Raw genomic sequence first — 19,696 nt, 5'->3', positions numbered from 1 at the left:
CGAAAATGAGCGGCGGGGTTCAGCGTGGCCGCCGGGTCCGAGTCGTACTTCATCGATCCCCACTGAGGAGGATGAAATGAAGAACATCAACGAAAGACTATCGACACTGTCCGGTTCGGCCAAAGTGGCACTGGCGGCTGGCTTGCTCGCCGTCGGCGGCGTCGCCGGTGCCAGCGTGGCGCACCTTCAGCGCCCGTCGATCGAAATGGCCCCGACCACGGTCAAGCCGATCGCCAATCTGGCCGGTGCGTCGGGCATCGTCGCGATCCGGGGTCGCGTTGCCGAAAACTTCGGCAACAACTTCGTGCTGGCGGACAATAGCGGCCGCACGCTGATCGCCGCCGATCCGAACGCCGCCGCGCCTGCCGTCGGCAGTATCGTGACGGTGCAGGGTCGCGTCGACGACGGCCGTTTGCGCCCGTCGTTCCTGACCGATCAGGCCGGCGTCGTCACGCCGGTCGGCCCGGCGCGCGGTCCGCATGACGGTCCCGGACGTGAAGGTCGCGGTGGTCCGGATCGTGATGGCCCGGGTCGCGATGGCCCGCGTCATGGACCCGATGGCCGCTGTGGTCCCGATGGCGGGCCGCCGCCCCCACCGCCCGGTGCCGGTGCGCCGCCGCCGCCCGCCGCCAACGGCGTGGCACCTCCGCTTCCGTCGGCAAACGCTCCCGCGTCTCAGCCGCAACCCGCCGCTGCACCGCGCGCGCCGTCGGCCTGATCCAGCCAGTCGAAAACCGGCAACCCTTTCGCCCGCAGCCAGTCGGCATTGTACAGGCTGGATAGATAGCGGAAGCCGGTGTCGCACAGGATCGTGACGATCGTCTTGCCCGGGCCCAGATCCCGGGCAAGGCGCATCGCCCCCGCGACGTTGATCCCGCTCGACAGGCCAAGGCACAGGCCCTCGTCGCGCAGCAATGCGGCGACCTGTTCAAGCCCCTCCTCGTCCGACACGCGATATTGCGTGTCGATCGGTGCGCCTTCGAGGTTGCCGGTGATGCGCCCCTGACCGATGCCTTCGGCCACCGAACTGCCCTCGCTGTGCAACTCGCCATACGCATAATAATCGTACAGCGCCGCGCCATGCGGGTCGGTCAGCGCAATGGTGATGGTTTCGTCCCTGGCCTTCAGACCCATGCCGACGCCCGCCAGCGTCCCGCCAGTCCCCACCGAACAGGTAAACCCATCGATCCGCCCGCCGGTCTGCGCCCAGATTTCCTCCGCCGTGCCGACGATGTGCGCGCGGCGATTGGCGACGTTATCGAACTGGTTGGCCCACAGAGCGCCCGGCGTTTCCTCGGCGATGCGCCGCGACTGGTGTACGAAATGGCAGGGGCTGGAATAGGCGGCGGCGGGAACGGTCACCAATTCCGCGCCCAATGCCCGCAACGTGTCCATCTTCTCGCGGCTCTGCGTCTCGGGCATGACGATGATCGTCTTGTAGCCCTTGGCATTGCCGACCAGCGCCAGCCCGATGCCGGTATTGCCCGCCGTCCCCTCGACGATTGTCCCGCCGGGTTTCAGCGTTCCTGCCGCTTCGGCATCCTCGACGATGAACAAGGCGGCGCGGTCCTTGATCGACGCGCCGGGGTTGGCGAATTCGCATTTGCCGAGGATTTCGCAGCCGGTGGCCTCGCTTGGCCCGTTGAGGCGCACGAGGGGCGTATTGCCGATCAGGGCGAGCGGGTTGGCGATAATCACGGACTTTGCCTATCACGCGACGGTGCGCGGGCAAGGCAGTTAGGTAAGTGCATGATCAAGCGCAGCTTTCCACCGGTGGTCGATACGCAAACGCGCCTGTTGATCCTCGGCAGCCTGCCGGGAGACGCCTCGCTCGCGGCGCAGCGCTATTATGCGCACCCGCAAAACGCGTTTTGGCGGCTGCTCGGCGCGGTGTTGAACATGAACCTCGCCGCCCTCGACTATGAAACTCGCCTGACAATCTTACGCGCTCATAAAATCGGTTTGTGGGATGTCGTCGCGGATGCCCGCCGCACGGGTAGCCTCGATGCCGCAATTCGCCACGCCACGGCAAACGACCTCCCCGCGCTTATCGCCGGCTTGCCCGGTCTGCGCGCCATCGCCTTTAACGGCCAGACCGCCGCGCGCCTCGGCCGCCTGGCGCTGGGCGACTCGCCACTCGCCCTGATCGACCTGCCGTCGAGCAGCCCCGCCTATACTTTGCCCTTGGCCGAAAAGGCTGCGCGCTGGTCGGTGCTTGCGCCGATCCTCGCATGACCGTATTGTCCATATAACACAGTCCGGAGCCTGACCATGCGCATACTGCTTCTCGTCACGATCGCCGCCCTGCCGCTCGCCGCGTGCGACATCCAACGGACCAACAAGGACGACAAGACCGTCACCTTCAACGCGTCGGACAATGGCGCGGTGGCGTTTCAGGTGCCGGGCGTGAAGGGCAATATCAAATTGCCCGGCACGATGAGGATGCACGGCGATATGGATATCGACGGCGTGAAGATCTTTCCCGACAGCCGTGTCGGCAGCGTCAACGTAAACGACCAGGATGTCGTGATCGGGTTCAAATCGCCCGGCACGGTCGCAACGGTGAAGGATTATTACGCGAAGCAATTTGCCGAAAAAGGCGTCAGCGTCACCGCCGATGGCGACGGCTTCACCGGCAAGACCAAGGACGGTGACGACTTCGCGCTGACCCTCGCCGACAGCGGCGGCGCCACGGCCGGAACGATGAAAATCCACGACAAGGAATAATCTCGCAACTCTGGTTGGTTTCTGTTATGTTCTCGCCGCGATGATTCTTGCGACGGGGCAAAGCGGCTTGGCGTTTGCGCAGTGACCAAAGATCCAGGGGTTTTTTGCGACAACGGTGCGTCACCTTTGTCACCTTTGCCCGACCTTCCGCCCCGTCCGCTGCGCTGGCTGTTCCTCGATCTGAACGCCTATTTCGCGAGCGTCGAACAACAGGAACGGCCCGAATTGCGCGGCAAGCCGATCATCGTCGCGCCGGGGGGTCGCGACACCACCGTCGCCATCGCTGCGTCCTACGAGGCCAAGGCGCGCGGCGTGAACACGCTGATGCCGGTATGGGAAGCGCGGACGCGTTGCCCCGACATCGTCGTCGTGAACCCGCGTCACGAACTCTATGTCGATTATCACGAACGCATCGTAGCGGAGATCGAGCGCCACATTCCCGTGACCAAGATTTGTTCGATCGACGAAGTCGCCTGCCGCCTGCTCGATAACGAGAATGACGAGGCGTCGGCACAGGCGCTCGCCCTGCGCATCAAGGCGGGGATTCGCGACAATGTCGGCGATTGGCTGCGCTGTTCGATCGGCATCGCGCCCAACCGGCTGTTGGCAAAACTCGGCACCGATATGCAGAAACCCGATGGATTGGTCGTGCTTCGTGCAGAAGAATTGCCACAGCGCCTCTACGCATTGCCCCTCACCGCCATCGCCGGAATCGGCGCAAAAATGGCCGCGCGGATGGCCAAGGATGGCGTCAACGACATCGAGCAATATTGTGCGCGCAAGCCGAAGGACGCGGGCCATGCCTATGGAGGGCGCGATGGCGACCGTTTGTGGTACGCGCTGCACGGCGTCGAACTGCCCGAAAAGCGCAGCGAAATGCGCTCGGTCGGCCACAGCCACGTGCTCAGCCCGCGTCACCGCGCCTCCGAGCCCGCGCGCCTCACCGCGCGTCGGCTGGCGATGAAGGCGACCGCGCGGATCCGGCGCAAGGGTGTCACCGCCCGGCTGCTGGTGATCCACGCGCGGTTCGAGGAGGGCGGCGGCAAGTGGCGCGGCTCGATCAAACTGCCCGCCACTGACGACAGTTTTCAGGTGATTGCCCAGCTCGACGCCTTGTGGCCGCGGCTGGTGGCGGAGGCGCCGAAACCGCTCAAACTTCGCATGGTCGGCGTCGCACTGACCAACTTGTCCCCCGCGCAAGGCGGGCAGGGGTCGCTCTTCGCGCAACTTGCCCCCGATCACGAACTGGCGCGCGGGGTCCGGACTGCCTCGCTCAGCCTCGCGCTCGACCGGATCAACACGCGCTTCGGCAAGAATGCGGTGTCGCTCGGGCCGCTGACCGGCGGACGGATCGACCGTGTCGGCACGTCGATCGCCTTTGGACGCATTCCCGACATCGCAGAGTTCCACGAATGACGCTTGACGATTGCGCTGCGATGCACAATTCCAGAGGACCTATGACCAAGCTCCCCCTCATCGCCGCTGCCGCGGTGCTCGTCGCGCTCTCCGCGTGCAACAACAACGCAGCCAAGCAGGACGCGGCGAACGCTGCGGCCGCCGCCAACGCCGCCGCTGCTGCCGAAGAGGCAAAGGTCGTCGCCGACATGCCCCCGCCGATCAAGACCCAGAAGGTCTATCGCTGCAAGGATGCCAGCGTGATTTATGTCGCGTTCCTCGAAGGCGACACGCAAGCGACGTTGCGCGATGGTGACAAGAACGCGATGCCGACCGCACTGAAGGCTGAAGCCGCTGGCAAGCCATTCACCGCCGAAGGCGGCTATTCAGTTTCTGGCAACGGCTCGGCAATCACCGTCGAGCGCCCAGGTAAGCCCAGCCAGGCCTGCAAAGCCTAGTCTCACATTGACCCTGCACGCCGCGCCACGCATGGCGCGGCGATGCGCTTTTTCTCCGACAATGCCGCCTCGGTGCACCCCGCGGTGCTCGAGGCGGTTGTGGCTGCCAACGCCTCCGACATCGCTTATGACGGCGACGCGATTTCCGCGCGGCTCGACGCGGCATTCTCCGACGTGTTCGAAACTCAAGTCAGCGCGCTGTGGATCGCGACCGGAACCGCCGCAAACTGCCTCGCCCTCGCGACGCTCTGCCCGCCATTTCGCGGTACGCTCTGCGCCAATGACGCGCACATCAACCAAGACGAAGCCGGCGCACCCGAATTCTACAGCGGCGGCGGCAAGCTGATCACCGTCGATGCGCCGGGCTCCAAACTGACGCCCGCCCTGGTCGAAGCGCGGCTCGGCATGATCGCCAACGACGTCCACCGCACGCAGGCGGCAGCAATATCGATCACCAACGCCACCGAATATGGCCTCAGCTACGCCGCATCCGAGGTCGGATCACTGGGCGAATTGGCCAAATCCCGTAACCTGCGCTTTCACATGGACGGCGCGCGCTTCGCCAATGCCGTGGTGCACACCAGCGCATCGCCCGCCGACCTGACATGGCGTGCAGGCGTCGATGCGCTCAGCTTCGGTTTCGTCAAAAACGGCGGCCTGTCGAGCGAAGCGCTGATCCTGTTCGATCGCGACCTCGCCGAGGAAGTGCGCGTCCGCCGCAAACGCGCCGGGCATCTCAATTCCAAGGGCCGCTTCCTCGCCGCGCAGTTGCTCGCGTTGTTGAAGGACGATTTGTGGCTCACCAACGGTCGTGCCGCCAACGATGGCGCGGCGCGACTGGCGCGGGCGGCGGCAAATCGCCTACTCTTCCCGGTGCAGGCCAACGAACTGTTCCTCCGCATGACCGTCAGCGAGGCGACCGAACTGCGCGCGCAGGGCTTCCAATTTTACGACTGGGCCGAAGGCGAAGTGCGCTTCGTCGTGTCCTGGGATCAGGATGCGCGTGAAATCGACGCGCTCGACGCCGCGCTCGCCGCGCTGTGACGCAACAGACCCTCGCCACACCCCGGGTCTTCATCCCTTTCATCGTCGCCACTTTGGTGTGGGGATCGACGTGGATCGTCATCCGCGATCAGTTGGGCGTGGTCCCGCCGGGCTGGTCGATTACCTACCGGTTCACCATCGCCGCCTTGGGCGTGTTCGCTTACGCGCTCGTCACCCGCGCGCCGTTGCGGTTGGGGCGGCAGGGCCAGATGTTCGCGGCGACTTACGGCCTGTTCCTGTTCGTGATGAACTTCAACTTCGTCTACAGGGCAGAAGCGCACATTACTTCGGGGCTGGTCGCGGTGATCTTTGCGCTGCTGATCGTTCCCAATTCGATTTTGGGGGCGATCTTCCTCGGCCAGCGATTGTCGGCGCGTTTCCTGTTGGGATCGCTGGTTGCGCTGGCGGGCGTGGCCTTGCTCATCGTCAACGAGGCGCGCGGCGACAGCTCGTCGGGCGGGCAGACCTGGCTCGGCCTCGGCCTGACCATGGCCGGCGTGCTGTGCGCCTCGGTCGCCAATGTGATGCAGGCAACGGATCGCGCGAAGGCCTTGCCGATCGTCTCGTTGATCGGCTGGGGTATGGTCTGGGGCGCAGTGTTCGACGCGATTTTGGCATGGGTCACGGTCGGCCCACCGGTGATCGAACATCGCCTGTCCTATTGGCTGGGTACCGCGCATCTCGGCCTGCTGGCCTCGTCTCTCGCGTTCATCTGCTATTTCAGCGTGATCCGCGCGATCGGCCCCGGGCCGGCGGCCTATTCGGGTATTCTCACACCGATTTTTGCGATGATCCTGTCGACATTATTCGAAGGCTATCACTGGACGATCCTCGCCGTCGGCGGTGGCGTGCTCGCCTTCGCGGGACTGCTTATCGCGCTGACCGCTCGCAAAGCGCCTAGCTCCGCCTGACCTGTATCCCTACATCTGTGGCATGGATGTCCAGACCACGCTCGCCGCCGCAACGCCCCCGACCATCCGCCGCGAGGATTATCGCCCGCCCGATTGGCTGGTCCCCGACATCGCGCTCGATTTCGATTTGGCCGCCGAGCGTACCCGCGTCCGCGCGAAACTCGATGTCGTCCGCAACGGCGATCATGCCCGCGCTCTGGTCCTCGACGGCGACGAACTGACCCCGCTGTCGGTGCATGTCGACGGACAGGCGATCAACGATTGGCGGATCGAGGATGGCAATCTGGTCATCGATTTGCCTGCCGACGCGCACGTCATCGAGACCGAAATCGAACTTCATCCCGCCGCCAATACGAAGCTGATGGGGCTTTACGCGTCGGGCGGACTGCTCTGCACCCAGTGCGAGGCTGAAGGCTTTCGCCGCATCACCTTCTTCCCCGACCGGCCCGATGTCCTCAGCCGCTACACGGTGAAGTTGGCCGCGGATCGCAATGCTTACCCGGTCTTGCTTGCGAACGGCGATAATGTGGCAAATGGCGATGGGCTGGACGGTCGCCACTGGGCTGAATGGAACGACCCCTTTCCCAAACCGAGCTATCTCTTCGCGCTCGTCGCGGGCGATCTTCAGGCCAATCGCGACAGCTTCACAACCATGTCGGGCCGCAAGATCGACCTCGGCATCTGGGTTCGCGCTGCCGACCTGCCCAAGACGCATCACGCCATGGCCGCCCTCAAGACCGCGATGAAATGGGACGAAGACGTTTACGGCCGCGAATATGATCTCGACATTTTCAACATCGTCGCGGTCGACGATTTCAACTTCGGTGCGATGGAAAATAAGGGGCTGAACATCTTCAACAGCCGTTACATTCTGGCCGATCCCGACACCGCGACCGACGCGGATTACGACGCCATCGCCGCAGTCGTCGCGCACGAATATTTCCATAATTGGTCGGGCGACCGCGTCACGTGTCGCGACTGGTTCCAGCTGTCGCTCAAGGAAGGGTTTACCGTCTTCCGCGACCAGCAATTCTCTGCCGACCAGGGCTCGGCGGCGGTCAAGCGGATCGAAGACGTCCGCACGCTCCGCGCCGCGCAATTCCCCGAGGATGCCGGCCCGCTGGCGCACCCGATCCGCCCCGAAAGCTACATGGAGATCGGCAACTTCTACACGGCGACGATCTATAACAAAGGTGCCGAAGTCATCCGCATGATGCACACCTTGCTCGGCGCCGAGCGGTTTCGGGCGGGTGCCGACCTCTATTTCGACCGCCACGATGGCGAAGCCGCGACCTGCGAGGATTTCGTTGCCGCCATGGAAGCGGGCGGGGGCATCGACCTGTCGCGCTTCCGCTTATGGTATGCACAGGCTGGCACACCCAAGGTTACCGCCCGGCTGGCGCACGACCCGATTTCCAAGGCCGCCACCTTGCGCCTTACGCAAGAGGCGCCCCCCACGCCGGGCCAACCGGTAAAGCAGCCCATGCCACTGCCCCTCTCGCTCGCCTTGTTCGCGCAAGACGGCGAGAAGCGGCACGAGCAACTGTTCGTGTTCGAGGACGCGGAGGCGGATCTGAGTTTCGACGGCTTTGCCGACGCCCCTGTCCTGTCGATCAACCGCAATTTCTCCGCGCCGGTGATCGTCGAGACCGACCGTACGCCTGCGGATCTCGCTTTCCTGTCCGCGCACGACGACGACCCGTTCGCGCGCTACGAGGCGATGCAGCAGCTGATGCTCGACACGCTCAAGGCGACGATCGAAGGCCGCACGCATGACGATGACGCGGTCGTCGCGGCGGTGCGCGCGACGCTTGAAGACCCCGCACTCGATCCCGCCTTTGTCGCGGAAGCAATGCTGTTGCCGTCCGAGCAGTTCATCGGCGACGCCATGGCCGTGGTCGATCCGGATGCGATTGCGACGGCGCGCGATGCGCTGCGTCTCAAGCTGGCGACCGAGCTCGACGGCCTTTGGCGCGACCGCTACCAGCGTCACGCCGCCGCGCAGTTTGAATACTCGCCCGCCGCCAAAGGAGCGCGACGGATGCGCAATCTGGCACTGGGCTATCTGGCGGCAAGCGGCTCTCCGGAGGTCGGCGCACAAGCGTTTGCGCAGTTCGAGGCGGCCGACAACATGACCGATCGAATCGCGGCGCTGGGAACTCTTGCAAATGGGATGTTTGTCGAACGTGCGGAGGCACTGGCTGCCTTCCATGCTCGATACTGCGACAACCCGCTGGTGATCGACAAATGGTTCACCACCCAGGCGCTGTCGCTACGCGCCGATGCGGCGGAACAGGTCGTCGCCTTGCTCAACCACCCGGATTTCGCGCTGACCAACCCCAACCGGTTCCGCAGTTTGGTTGGCGCATTCTCGGTCAATCAACGTGCATTCCACCGCGTTGATGGAGCCGGTTACGAATTGCTGGCGCAACAGATCGCGGCGCTCGACCCGATCAACCCGCAAACCGCCGCGAAGATGGTCCCGGCACTGGGTCGCTGGCGGCGGTTCGACGAGTCGCGGCAGGTGAAAATGCGCGCCGCGCTGGAACAGATTTTGGCCACCCCCGGCCTGTCGAAGGATGTGTTCGAACAGGCGTCGAAGTCGCTCGGCTAGTTAGGCGATCTCGACGCCCGAGCTTTCGGCAAATTCGGTCAGCCGCGCGCGAATGTCCGGCTCGCCCGCGTCGATCCATCCGGCCAGTTGCGCGCGCAGCGCGGGCACGTCGAGCGAGCGGACCATCGCCTTGACCGGTCCGATGGCGGCGGGCGTGATCGACAGCCGCTCGATGCCCAGCCCGATCAGCGCCATCGCCTCCAGCGGTCGGCCGCCCATTTCGCCGCAAACCGTCACCGGCGTCGTATCGCATTCGCGGCGCACCCGGCGCAGGAAGCGCAGGATCGCCGGGCTCAGCCAGTCGTATCGCTCGGCCAGCTTGGGATTGGCGCGATCGGCGGCGAACAGGAATTGCGTCAGGTCGTTGGTACCGATCGAGATGAAATCGAGCTTTGGCAGCAAGATGTCGAGCATTTCTGCCAGCGCGGGGACCTCGAGCATCGCGCCATAGCGGATCGACAATGGCCGCTTGCCGCGTTCGTGCAACCACGTCCGCTGCGCCTCGAACATCGCCTTCGCTTCGTCATACTCCCACGGTTCGCTGACCATCGGGAACATCACGTTGAGGGTGCGGCCGTGCGCCGCTTCGATCAGCGCACGCGCCTGTGCCTTCATCAGCCCCCCGCGGTCGAGCGCAACGCGGATCGCGCGCCAGCCCATCGCCGGATTTTCCTCGCCGTCGCCATCGTCCTGGCGAAGATAGGGCAGCGCCTTGTCGCCGCCGATGTCGATCGTGCGAAACACCACGGGCCGGTCGCCCGCGGTTTCGAGCACGTCGCGATACAGCCGCTGCTGCTGCTGGCGCAGCGGCATGGTTGCGGAGACGAGAAACTGGAATTCGGTGCGGAACAGCCCGATGCCGTCCGCGCCGGTCAAATCGAGCGCCGCTGCATCGTCGCGCAAGCCGGCATTTACCATCAGCGTGATCCGCGTGCCGTCCTTGGTCACCGGTGGTTTGTCGCGCAGCGCCGCGAATTGCGCGCGCCGCTTGGCACCGATGGTCAGCTTGGCCTTGAACGCATCCTCCAGCGCGGCGGTCGGGCGCACGGTGACGCTGCTCTCGCTCGCGTCCAGCAACAGCAATTCGCCCTCGCTGACATGTCGCCGCACATCGCGGGTCCGGCCCAGCACCGGCACGCCCATCGCGCGCGCGACGATGGTGACATGCGCGGTCAACGACCCTTCCTCCAGGATCACGCCCTTCAGCCGCCGACGGTCATATTCGAGTAACTCAGCCGGGCCGAGGTTGCGCGCGATCAGGATTGTGTCCTGCTTCAACCCCTGTGATGCGGCGGTGCCCAATTGCCCGGACACGATGCGCAGCAACCGGTTCGCCAGATCCTCCAGATCGTGCATCCGGTCGGCCAGCAACGGATCGTCGATCTGCCGCATCCGCATCCGCGTGCGTTGCTGGACGCGTTCGATCGCCGCTTCGGCGGTCAGACCGCTGTCGATCGCTTCGTTGATCCGCCGCGACCAGCCTTCGTCATAGGCGAACATCTTGTAGGTCTCGATGACCTCGCGGGTTTCGCCGTCCACGCCGAATTCGGCGTCGCGGCCCATCCGGTCGATGCCTTCGCGCATCTTCGCGAACGCCGAATAGACGCGGCGGCGCTCGGCTTCGGTGTCCTCGGCGACGGTGTGTTCGATGACGATGCGCGGCTGGTGGAACACCGCATGGCCGCGCGCCATGCCATCGACGAGTTTAAGGCCGGTCATCCGCACCGGCTGGTTCGACTGCGCGCCCTTGTCGCCCGCGCGGCGGGTCTCGTCGACCAGGCCGGCATTGGCGATGAGTTCGCTCAGCACCATCGCCACTGTCTGCAGCGCCTCGATTTCCTCATCGGCATAGCGGCGCGGATCGGCATGTTGCACCGCCAGCACGCCGACCGCGGCTTCGCGCCGGACGATCGGCACACCGGCAAAGCTGTGGAACAGTTCCTCCCCGGTTTCGGGTCGATAGGCGAAGTCCGGGTGACTGGTCGCTTCATCGAGGTTCAGCGTCTCGACATTCTCGGCGATGGTCCCGATCAGGCCTTCACCCAGCGCCAATTTCGTAACGTGAACCGCTTCCTGATTCAGCCCGCGTGTGGCGAACAGTTCCAGTGCGCCTTCGCGCAACAGGTAGATCGAGCAGACTTCGCTGACCAACGCTTCGCCGATGATCCCGACGACCTGATTGAGCTTGGCCTGCGCACCCGTTCGCGCGGCCATCACGTCGTGCAGCCGGGTCAGGATTTCGCGGGCGGAAGTGGCGGCGGCGGGCATGCTCCGGGACTAGCAGACCGCCACACAAAACAAAGCCCGCCGGCGCAATGGGCACCGGCGGGCTTCGTTCACCCGGCAGGGATTCGAGTTCAGGCGGTGACGGTCGTGACCGCACGGCGACGGCGGCTCACCGCACCGACGACGCCGAAGCCGCCGATCATCAGGCCCCAGGTGGCGGGCTCGGGCACATTACCCACGGTCGAAAGGACCGAACCCGACAGCGCGTTGCCGTCCATATAAGCGGTCAACGCGGTGCCGCCGCCATTTTCGTCCTGATAAATCAGGATCGAGTGGAAACCCGAAGACAGGCTGACATTATTTGCAGTGATCAGGCTGGGGCTGTGCTGGCCGCTGTTATCGACGATGAGATTGCCGTCGATGTACAAGCGCGAGCCGTCGTCCGAATACAGACCAAAGCTGTGCGTACCGGTCGAGTTGATAAAGCCGCTGAGCGTCAGGGCATGATTTCCGACATAGTCATATGGCAGTTCATTCGACAGATTGGTGGTATAACCCTGGGGAACGCCGAGGAATGTGGACAGGGCCACGCCATCGCCGGTGTCATAGCCGCAACCCGGAAAGCACACCGTGTTCGTGATGAACGTTGCCGCGGGGGTGCCGCTGGTCGGCGCGGGATAATTGCCGACATAATAGGCGCCGTTAAGACCCTGAACCGCTTGCGCAGCCGTGAACGGCGCGACGAGTGCTGCAATGGCTGCGAAAAACTTGATCGATTTCATAGCATCTGTTCCGAAAGATGGACCGGTGCGACCCGTTCCGTTAACAATGGCGTCAGTATTATTGGCACCACCCGTCGTCATCAACCCGAACTTTTGGTCAGGGAGTCTCGACGTGGGACATTATCCACGTGTCCCTAGGGCCGTGTCCGCCTGTTGCACCAATTCGGATATGATTTCTGCAATCGGTTCTTCTTGCTTGACCATGCCGACTGACTGCCCCGCCATTAAAGACCCGTTCTCCACATCGCCATCGATGACCGCGCGGCGCAATGCACCCGCCCAATAATGCTCGATCTGGAGTTGCGCTTCCATCATCGCCAGGCCGCCTTCGTCGAGCCGGTTGGCGACTTCACGCTGTTTGGCGGTGAACAATTCGCTGCCCGCATTCTTGAGTGCGCGAACCGGGATGACCGGCAGGCGCGGGTCGATCTGGACGCTCGCCACGGCATCGCGGGCGGAGGCGCGGAAGAACGCCTTTTTGAAATTGGCGTGTGCGATGCTCTCCGTTGCACAGGCGAATCGCGTCCCCAGCTGGACCCCCGCCGCACCCATTTCGAGGTACGCGGCAATCGCCTCGCCGCGCCCGATGCCGCCCGCGACGAACACCGGCATCTGATCGGCGATTTCGGGGAGCATTTCCTGCGCGAGGACGCTGGTCGACACCGGGCCAATATGCCCGCCCGCCTCCATCCCCTCGATCACCAAGGCATCGACGCCGCTGCGGATCAATTTCTTGGCAAGGCTCAGCGCGGGGGCAAAGCAGATCAGTTTCGCGCCCGCACCCTTTATCGCGTCGAGGCTGCCCGATGGTGGCAAACCGCCCGCAAGCACGATGTGCGTCACCTGATGCTTCGCGCAAACCGCGATCAGATCCATCAGCTGCGGGTGCATCGTGATCAGGTTCACCCCGAACGGTTTTTGCGTGAGCGTCTTGGTCGCGGCGATTTCCGCGTCCAGCAATTCGGGCGTCATCGCGCCGCACGCGATCAGCCCGAAGCCGCCCGCGTTCGACATGGCGGCAACGAGATTGCGCTCGCTGACCCAAGACATCGCACCGCAAATGATCGCAACGTCGCTGCCAAGGAAATCGCAGCCGCGTTGCATGAGTTGGGTGAGCCGCGGACTCATGCGCTGGCACCCTTAAGGTGACAAAGGTGACACACCGTCTCTCCCGAAACACCGGCCCGTGATGGCGCGACTGCGGCTCGGGATTGGGGGCGACATGGCAAGGCGGCGCGGGGGCTAAAGATCATGCCGCCCGCTCAAGCATGAAGCCGGGGGTGTAGGACAGAAAAAAATGACCGGACTGTTCGATGATGCCGAAGCACCGTCGAACAGCCCGGTCGAGACACACGGGTTCTGAGGCGAATTAAGCCGCGACGAGCGTCCGGCGACGGCGCATCGCGCCACCGGCCAGGCCGAAGCCGCCGATCATCAGCGCCCAGGCCGCTGGCTCCGGGACTGCCCCGGCCAGCGTGGTGCTGCCCAGACGGTCCGCGCCGAAGCTCGCGCCGCCGACATAGGTGTAGCCGAGGCTCTGCGTCGCGCGCAGGCGGATCAGATCGCCCACGCCCGGTGCGGCTGCGCCGAAATAGTTGAACCCCGAGATCGGCATCGAGAAGACCGAGTTGGGAATGCGGAATTCGAGGCTGGTCGCCGTCGACGCGACGGTGATGCCGGACAGCGGGTGCTGCGCAAAGGTGTCGAAATCGGCGGCATAGGCGCTGCCATTGCCGTTGACGCCGATGATCATGTCCGATCCGCTCGACGGACCGGCCGGCGCGTTCGGATCGATATCGACGTAAAGGTTGGCGAAGTTGTTGCCGCCGATCGCGCCCGTCGCCTGGAACAGCACCCACACCGCGCCGTTCTGGCCCTTGAAATAGACGGTATAGCCCGGACCCTCGGTCGTCGCCGACGGCGCGGAGAAATTGCTGTTCGGCGCGGCATCGTCATGCGCGACGGCGACGCCCGTGCCATAGTCGGATTCGTAATTGCCATCGAGCGTGATCGTGGCGCCCGCCTGCGTCGCCGCAAGCACAGCCGTAGCGGCGAGAATCGATTTGATCATGGTAACCCCCTAAAAAGACAAGGTTCGATAATCCGCCCGAACCCGCGCCTCAAGAATAAAGTTAATGTCTCTGTGTCAGTTTGGCACAATGGTTTGGCCGTTGGATAGATTGCCACGGCCGGGGATATCTGAACGGCAAATATTCGGGCAGCTTCCCGTCATGCATCAAGCCGTCACCGAACTAACCATCGCCACGCCGGGGCAGGGGCTGCACGACTTTACCCGCACGGTTATCGATTGGGTTGCGGCGCAAGGCGTGACCACTGGCCTGCTGACGTTGTTCGTGCGCCACACCAGCTGTTCGTTACTGATCCAGGAGAATGCCGCCCCCGCCGCGCGGCGGGATGTGGAACGCTATTTCGCGCGGATTGCGCCTGAGGATAGGACCTCTCCCCATGAGGGAGAGGTCGACTCGCGCAGCGCGCGAGCGGGTGAGGGGTTGTACGAACATGACGACGAAGGCCCCGACGACATGCCCGCGCACCTCCGCGCCGCGCTCACCGCGACGAGTTTGTCGGTGCCGGTGATCGGTGGGGCGCTAGCGCTGGGAACGTGGCAGGGGATTTATCTGTTCGAGCACCGCCGGGCGCCACATCGGCGGCGGGTGGCGGTGCATTTGATGGGGGAGTAACGTGAAGCGAAGTGCAAAGGTCTTAATCGGACTATCTGTTCTCACGGTTGCAATAGTATGTGCGACTTTGGCGCGCGCGCCTTTGGGTCGGACCAGACCAGATTTGGTTGCGTGGCCGGGCTTCGACCACGTCTATAACTCCGGAGATGTCGGGCCTTTTGCAGTTGGCGAAACCACGCATCAGGTTCTTGATGAACTTTCGCGGCAGCGTCCGTTCCAACAATTTATCAAAGGGACCGCCGCCACTGGTGAGGTTGAGGTTTGGCTAGAAGCAAAGTCCGGCGGACACGCAGGATATTTTCTGACGATCCAAGGAGGTCGGGTGTCTCAGATTAGAGTCTTTTATCATATGCTAGCCGGGCTTTAAGAAGATCAGCATGGGCAAAGCCCATGCTTCGTCGGACGGCTGCGCCGCCGGCCGGGCCAATCCGTCGGTCGTTTAGCTGACGCTAACCGCTCGCGGATTCGGCCCCATCCAACCCATAAGCTGTGTGCAGCACACGCACCGCCAGCTCGGTATAATCCTCTTCGATCAGCACGCTGACCTTGATCTCGCTGGTCGAGATTGCCTGGATGTTGATGCCGCGGTCGGCGAGCGCGCTGAACATCGTCGATGCCACGCCCGCATGGCTGCGCATGCCGACGCCGACGATCGAGATTTTGGCGACCTTGGTGTCGTGGACGATGCCCGCGAAACCGATCGCGTCCTTGGCCTTGTCCAGCGCATCCAATGCGCGGGCCAGTTCCGCCTGCGGCACGGTGAAGGTCACGTCGGTGCTGCCCGAATTGTGCGCGATGTTCTGGATGATCATATCGACGTTGATCGACAGATCGGCGAGCGGGGAGAAGATTGCGGCGACCGCGCCGGGCTTGTCCGGCACGTCGGTCAGCGTGACCTTCGCCTCATTCTTGTCGTGCGCGATGCCGGTGATCAGCTGGCGTTCCATGTCATCTCCAATTTCATCGTCGCCGACGATCATCGTTCCGGGAAGGGTATCGGCCATCGGCGCGGCGTCGGGATCGTCGAAGCTCGACAACACCTGGACGCGCACGCCCTCTTTCATCGCCAGCCCGACCGAGCGCGTCTGCAGCACCTTTGCGCCGACCGACGCCAGTTCGAGCATTTCCTCGTAAGTCACGCGCTTCAGTTTTTGAGCGCGCGGCACGATACGCGGGTCGGTGGTGTAGACCCCGTCGACATCGGTATAGATGTCGCAGCGGTCGGCCTTGACGGCGGCGGCCAGCGCCACTGCCGATGTATCGGACCCGCCGCGGCCCAGCGTCGATATACCGCCGCCTTCGGCCAAGCCCTGGAAACCCGGCACGACCGCGACTTCGCCTTTGCTCAGCGAGGTATTGAGTTCGGCAGTCTCGATGGCCTCGATCCGTGCCGAGGCGTGGGCTGAACTGGTGCGGATGGGGAGTTGCCAGCCCATCCAGCTGCGCGCGGGGACGCCCGCCGCCTGCAATGCGATGGCAAGGAGGCCCGAGGTGACCTGCTCACCCGACGCGACCACGACGTCATATTCGCGCGGATCGGCGAGGGGGCTGGCTTCCTTGCAGAAGCCGACGAGCCGGTCGGTCTCGCCGGCCATGGCGCTGACCACGACCGCGACCTGGTTGCCCGCGTCCACCTCCCGCTTCACGCGCCGCGCGACCGAGCGGATGCGCTCGATCCCCGCCATCGACGTGCCGCCGAACTTCATGACGATGCGCGCCATGCTTCCCCTTTCGTCGGGGCGCTGTAGGGTGCAGGCGATGGAAAGCGCAACCGTTCGTCCGGAGGAAGCCGCGCGTTTCGGCGCAATGGCCGCAGAGTGGTGGAATCCGCGCGGGTCGTCGGCGATGCTGCACAAGCTCAACCCGGTGCGCCTGCGCTATATCCGCGACCAGGCCGACCGGCATTGGGATCTGGATTCCGCCGACCGCCGCCCGCTGAGCGGCAAGCGCGCGCTCGACATGGGCTGTGGTGCGGGATTGCTCGCCGAACCGCTCGCGCGGCTGGGCGCGGCGGTGACCGGCGTCGATGCGGCGGCGGAGACCGTGGCGGTCGCGCGCGCGCATGCCGCGGCGGGCGGTCTAGACGTGATGTATCGGCAGGGGGATGCCGATGTCGTGGCGGGGGAAAGTTTCGACCTCGTCACCTGTCTCGAAGTCATCGAACATGTCGCGGACCCGGTGGTGTTTGTCGCGCAACTGGCAGCACTGGTCGCGCCGGGCGGACTGCTGATCCTATCCACCCCGGCCAAGACCGCTTTGTCGCGCTTCGCGATGATTTCGGTCGGGGAAACGCTGGGCGGCATTCCGCCCGGCACGCATGATTGGGACCGGTTTGTCGCGCCCGAGCAACTCCGCGCTGCCGCCGAAGCTGCGGGCCTGCGCGTGATCGATCAAAGCGGGCTGAGCTTTTCCCCTGCGCGCGGTTTCGTGCTCAGCGACAGTATGGCGCTCGATCATTTCCTGACGGCGGTGCGTGCATAGCCTGCCGATCTTCGTGCGGCTTGCTGGACGCCCGGTGATTCTCGTCGGCTCCGGCGACACGGCCGATGCGAAGCGCCGCTTGCTCGAGCGCGCCGGGGCGCAGGTGGTCGGGGAGGATGCCGAGGCGCAATTGGCGATCGTCGATAACGACGATTCGGCGGTGGCGCGGCTCAAGGCGCGCGGCATCCTCGTCAACGCCGTCGATCGGCCCGACCTGTGCGATTTTACGCTACCAGCGATTGTTGACCGCGATCCTGTGTTGGTGGCGGTCGGGACGGGTGGGGCGAGCGCGGGATTGGCGGCCGCGTTGCGGCAGCGGCTGGAAGCTGTGTTGCCGACGCATCTCGGTGATTTGGCGCGGTCGCTGCACAAAGCGCGCGAGCAACTGCGCTTGCGTTGGCCCGATCCGACAGCACGGCGGCGGGCCATTGGCGAATTGATCGACGATGGCTTTGATTCCGGCACCCTTAATCTGACTGTCGCCCCTGCGCAGGCAGGGGCCCAGATGATCCCCCCAAGCGAAACCAGATCTCATGAGGAAAGCAACTTGGACCCCTGCCTGCGCAGGGGTGACATGGTTAGGGTAGTGGTGGCCTCCCCTGACCCTGACGAGCTAACGGTCCGCACTGCCCGCCTCCTCGGCCAAGCCGACCGCATCTACCATTCCGCCGAAATCCCTCCGGCGATCCTCGCCCGCGCGCGTGCCGACGCAGTGCGAACAATCGGCCCGGCACCCGATCAACCGGAACCCGGCCTGACGCTAATATTGGAACTGGCCGATGGGTGAACGCTGCTGGGTTTTCGACGGCAAGGCCGCGAAGAAAGTATCGCGCGATGAAGCGGCGGCGGCGCTTGGCACGGCGCCGCTGGTCTGGGTTCATTTGCCCGGCAGCCACGCCGATACCGGCGACTGGCTCAAGGCGCAGGGGCTGAGCGAGATCATCGTGTCGGCACTCACGGCGATGGAGACGCGACCGCGGACCGAACCGTTCGATGACGGCGCGCTGGTCAATCTGCGCGGGCCGGTGACGCGCGAAACCGATCATCCCGATGTGCTTGGGTCGGTGCGGTTGTGGGTGTCGGACAAGCGTGTGTTCTCCGTGGCATTGACCGATCTCGAAGCCACGCACGAAGTCGAGCGGCAACTCGGCGAAGGCAAGATTCTCGACGCGGGCGATCTCGTCTGCGTCATGGCGACGGCGATCACCGCCGAGCTCGACCCCGACGTTGCCGAACTGGGCGATTCGCTCGACGATTGCGAGGAAATGCTCGATCCCAAGCGAGCCTTTGCGATGCGGGCCGACATTGCCCGCATTCGGTCGCGCGCCATCGTCTATCGCCGCTTCCTGCAGCCGCAGCGCGTGGCTCTTGAGGAACTCGCCGAGATTCAAGGGGACTGGCTGGCCGAGGATGACCGCCGCCATTTGACCGAAGCCGCCGACCGCGCCGCGCGCATGGCCGAAGAACTGGAGGCGATACGCGAACGCAGCGCGCTGATGCACGAACAGCTGACCGATTTGCGCGCCGAATTGATCGACACGCGCAGCCTGATCCTCGCCATCGCCGCGATGATTTTCCTGCCGCTGACCTTCATCACCGGGCTGTTCGGGATGAACGTCGACGGCATCCCGTACCAGCATCACCCCGCGAGTTTTTGGGTGATCACGGTTTTTTGTATGCTCGTCGCGGTCGGTGTAACGGTCTATTTCGTGTGGCGCCGCTGGTCGCGTTAAGCCAACAATTCGACATCCCAGTACAACCAATCGCGCCAGCTCGAATGCAGATGGTTCGGCGGAAATGCGCGCCCGTGTTCCTGCAGCTGCCAGCTGGTCGGGCGGATCGGCGCGATGTGCAGCGGCATGTGCGCCTGTTTCGGTGTCCGCCCGCCCTTCTTGAGGTTGCACGGCGCGCAGGCGGTGGCGACGTTTTCCCACGTCGTCTTGCCACCTTGGGCGCGCGGGATGACATGGTCGAAGGTCAGATCCTTGGGCGTGCCGCAATATTGGCAGACGAACCGGTCGCGCAGGAACAGGTTGAAACGCGTGAACGCCGGATATTGCGATGGCCGCACGAAGGATTTGAGCGCGATGACCGACGGCAGCTTGATGCTGTGGTTTGGCGACCGCACCTCGCGTTGGTACGTATCGACGATATCGACGCGATCGAGGAACACTGCCTTGACCGCGGTCTGCCACGGCCACACCGACAGCGGGTAATAGCTCAGCGGCGTATAGTCCGCGTTGAGCACGAGCGCGGGGCAACCATCGGGGTGTCGCATCAGGTCGGGATGATACATGTTGAGCCCCAGTTCCCCGTCTTACGCTATCGCTAGTGGTTACACATCCAAATCATGACC

19 protein-coding genes are annotated in these 19,696 nt (G+C 64.3%); 12 read left to right on the top strand and 7 right to left on the bottom strand.

Going from position 1 to position 19,696, the window contains the following annotated elements; translation table 11 throughout:
* The first annotated feature begins 76 nt into the window (after positions 1 to 76).
* Complete coding sequence (locus tag ACM9ME_RS04790) at positions 77 to 718, top strand: hypothetical protein (RefSeq protein WP_415642299.1); 642 nt, start codon at positions 77 to 79, stop codon at positions 716 to 718.
* Here ACM9ME_RS04790 and ACM9ME_RS04785 read toward each other — a convergent pair.
* On the bottom strand, positions 676 to 1,698 hold the full coding sequence (locus ACM9ME_RS04785; RefSeq protein ID WP_415642298.1) for a cysteine synthase A: 1,023 nt from the start codon (positions 1,696 to 1,698) through the stop codon (positions 676 to 678). The two genes, ACM9ME_RS04790 and ACM9ME_RS04785, sit on opposite strands and share 43 nt — an antisense overlap.
* 51 nt (positions 1,699 to 1,749) lie before the next feature.
* Here ACM9ME_RS04785 and ACM9ME_RS04780 point away from each other — a divergent pair, with 51 nt between their 5' ends.
* The 7 genes from ACM9ME_RS04780 (at position 1,750) to pepN (ending at position 9,149) form a co-directional block, all read left to right on the top strand.
* Positions 1,750 to 2,235: a DNA-deoxyinosine glycosylase gene (locus ACM9ME_RS04780; RefSeq protein ID WP_415642297.1), complete on the top strand. Its 486-nt coding sequence runs from the start codon at positions 1,750 to 1,752 to the stop codon at positions 2,233 to 2,235.
* A 36-nt stretch (positions 2,236 to 2,271) separates the two neighbouring features.
* Entirely contained in the window at positions 2,272 to 2,727 is a 456-nt protein-coding gene (locus tag ACM9ME_RS04775; RefSeq protein ID WP_415642296.1) for a hypothetical protein, read from the top strand.
* 81 nt (positions 2,728 to 2,808) lie between these two features.
* Positions 2,809 to 4,143, top strand: coding sequence for a Y-family DNA polymerase (locus ACM9ME_RS04770; protein WP_415642295.1), 1,335 nt, complete (start codon positions 2,809 to 2,811; stop codon positions 4,141 to 4,143).
* Positions 4,144 to 4,184: 41 nt separating this feature from the next.
* Positions 4,185 to 4,580, top strand: coding sequence for a hypothetical protein (locus tag ACM9ME_RS04765; protein ID WP_415642294.1), 396 nt, complete (start codon positions 4,185 to 4,187; stop codon positions 4,578 to 4,580).
* 42 nt (positions 4,581 to 4,622) lie between these two features.
* Entirely contained in the window at positions 4,623 to 5,624 is a 1,002-nt protein-coding gene (locus tag ACM9ME_RS04760) for a threonine aldolase family protein (RefSeq protein ID WP_415642293.1), read from the top strand.
* Positions 5,621 to 6,535: a DMT family transporter gene (locus ACM9ME_RS04755; RefSeq protein WP_415642292.1), complete on the top strand. Its 915-nt coding sequence runs from the start codon at positions 5,621 to 5,623 to the stop codon at positions 6,533 to 6,535. The genes ACM9ME_RS04760 and ACM9ME_RS04755 overlap by 4 nt, the downstream gene beginning before the upstream one ends.
* A gap of 22 nt (positions 6,536 to 6,557) precedes the next feature.
* A complete protein-coding gene (gene pepN, locus ACM9ME_RS04750) occupies positions 6,558 to 9,149 on the top strand; it encodes an aminopeptidase N (protein WP_415642291.1) in 2,592 nt (863 codons plus the stop codon).
* Here the strand turns inward: pepN and ptsP are convergent, their stop codons facing one another.
* From ptsP to ACM9ME_RS04730, 4 genes are all read right to left on the bottom strand, one after another.
* Positions 9,150 to 11,417 carry a phosphoenolpyruvate--protein phosphotransferase gene (ptsP, locus tag ACM9ME_RS04745; RefSeq protein WP_415642290.1) on the bottom strand — a complete coding sequence of 756 codons (2,268 nt, stop codon included), beginning with the start codon at positions 11,415 to 11,417 and terminating at the stop codon, positions 9,150 to 9,152.
* A gap of 89 nt (positions 11,418 to 11,506) precedes the next feature.
* A complete protein-coding gene (locus ACM9ME_RS04740; RefSeq protein WP_415642289.1) occupies positions 11,507 to 12,157 on the bottom strand; it encodes a PEPxxWA-CTERM sorting domain-containing protein in 651 nt (216 codons plus the stop codon).
* Between the two features lie 120 nt (positions 12,158 to 12,277).
* Positions 12,278 to 13,285 (bottom strand): NAD(P)H-dependent flavin oxidoreductase, encoded by a 1,008-nt coding sequence (locus ACM9ME_RS04735; RefSeq protein ID WP_415642288.1) that lies wholly within the window; start codon positions 13,283 to 13,285, stop codon positions 12,278 to 12,280.
* Positions 13,286 to 13,526: 241 nt separating this feature from the next.
* Entirely contained in the window at positions 13,527 to 14,228 is a 702-nt protein-coding gene (locus tag ACM9ME_RS04730; protein ID WP_415642287.1) for a PEPxxWA-CTERM sorting domain-containing protein, read from the bottom strand.
* 160 nt (positions 14,229 to 14,388) lie between these two features.
* On the opposite strand from ACM9ME_RS04730, the gene ACM9ME_RS04725 reads away from it, so the two are divergent.
* Positions 14,389 to 14,859: a secondary thiamine-phosphate synthase enzyme YjbQ gene (locus ACM9ME_RS04725; RefSeq protein ID WP_415642286.1), complete on the top strand. Its 471-nt coding sequence runs from the start codon at positions 14,389 to 14,391 to the stop codon at positions 14,857 to 14,859.
* Between the two features lie 449 nt (positions 14,860 to 15,308).
* Here the strand turns inward: ACM9ME_RS04725 and ACM9ME_RS04720 are convergent, their stop codons facing one another.
* Positions 15,309 to 16,580: an aspartate kinase gene (locus ACM9ME_RS04720; RefSeq protein WP_415642285.1), complete on the bottom strand. Its 1,272-nt coding sequence runs from the start codon at positions 16,578 to 16,580 to the stop codon at positions 15,309 to 15,311.
* 37 nt (positions 16,581 to 16,617) lie between these two features.
* On the opposite strand from ACM9ME_RS04720, the gene ubiG reads away from it, so the two are divergent.
* Genes ubiG through ACM9ME_RS04705 form a run of 3 tightly spaced genes read left to right on the top strand, consistent with a single transcriptional unit; the run spans position 16,618 to position 19,073 of the window.
* On the top strand, positions 16,618 to 17,340 hold the full coding sequence (gene ubiG, locus ACM9ME_RS04715; protein WP_415642284.1) for a bifunctional 2-polyprenyl-6-hydroxyphenol methylase/3-demethylubiquinol 3-O-methyltransferase UbiG: 723 nt from the start codon (positions 16,618 to 16,620) through the stop codon (positions 17,338 to 17,340).
* Entirely contained in the window at positions 17,333 to 18,127 is a 795-nt protein-coding gene (locus ACM9ME_RS04710; protein WP_415642283.1) for a precorrin-2 dehydrogenase/sirohydrochlorin ferrochelatase family protein, read from the top strand. Before ubiG ends, ACM9ME_RS04710 begins: the two co-directional genes overlap by 8 nt.
* A complete protein-coding gene (locus ACM9ME_RS04705) occupies positions 18,120 to 19,073 on the top strand; it encodes a zinc transporter ZntB (RefSeq protein ID WP_415642282.1) in 954 nt (317 codons plus the stop codon). The genes ACM9ME_RS04710 and ACM9ME_RS04705 overlap by 8 nt, the downstream gene beginning before the upstream one ends.
* Here ACM9ME_RS04705 and ACM9ME_RS04700 read toward each other — a convergent pair.
* Positions 19,070 to 19,636, bottom strand: a complete 567-nt coding sequence (locus ACM9ME_RS04700) for an HNH endonuclease (protein WP_415642281.1) — start codon at positions 19,634 to 19,636, stop codon at positions 19,070 to 19,072. The genes ACM9ME_RS04705 and ACM9ME_RS04700 overlap by 4 nt on opposite strands.
* Positions 19,637 to 19,696 lie beyond the last annotated feature (60 nt).

Source organism: Sphingomonas antarctica (assembly GCF_965137005.1).
GTDB classification, from domain to species: Bacteria; Pseudomonadota; Alphaproteobacteria; order Sphingomonadales; family Sphingomonadaceae; genus Sphingomonas_O; species Sphingomonas_O antarctica.
Note: the sequence above shows the minus strand (reverse complement) of the source record. Positions and strands in the feature narration are given on the sequence as shown.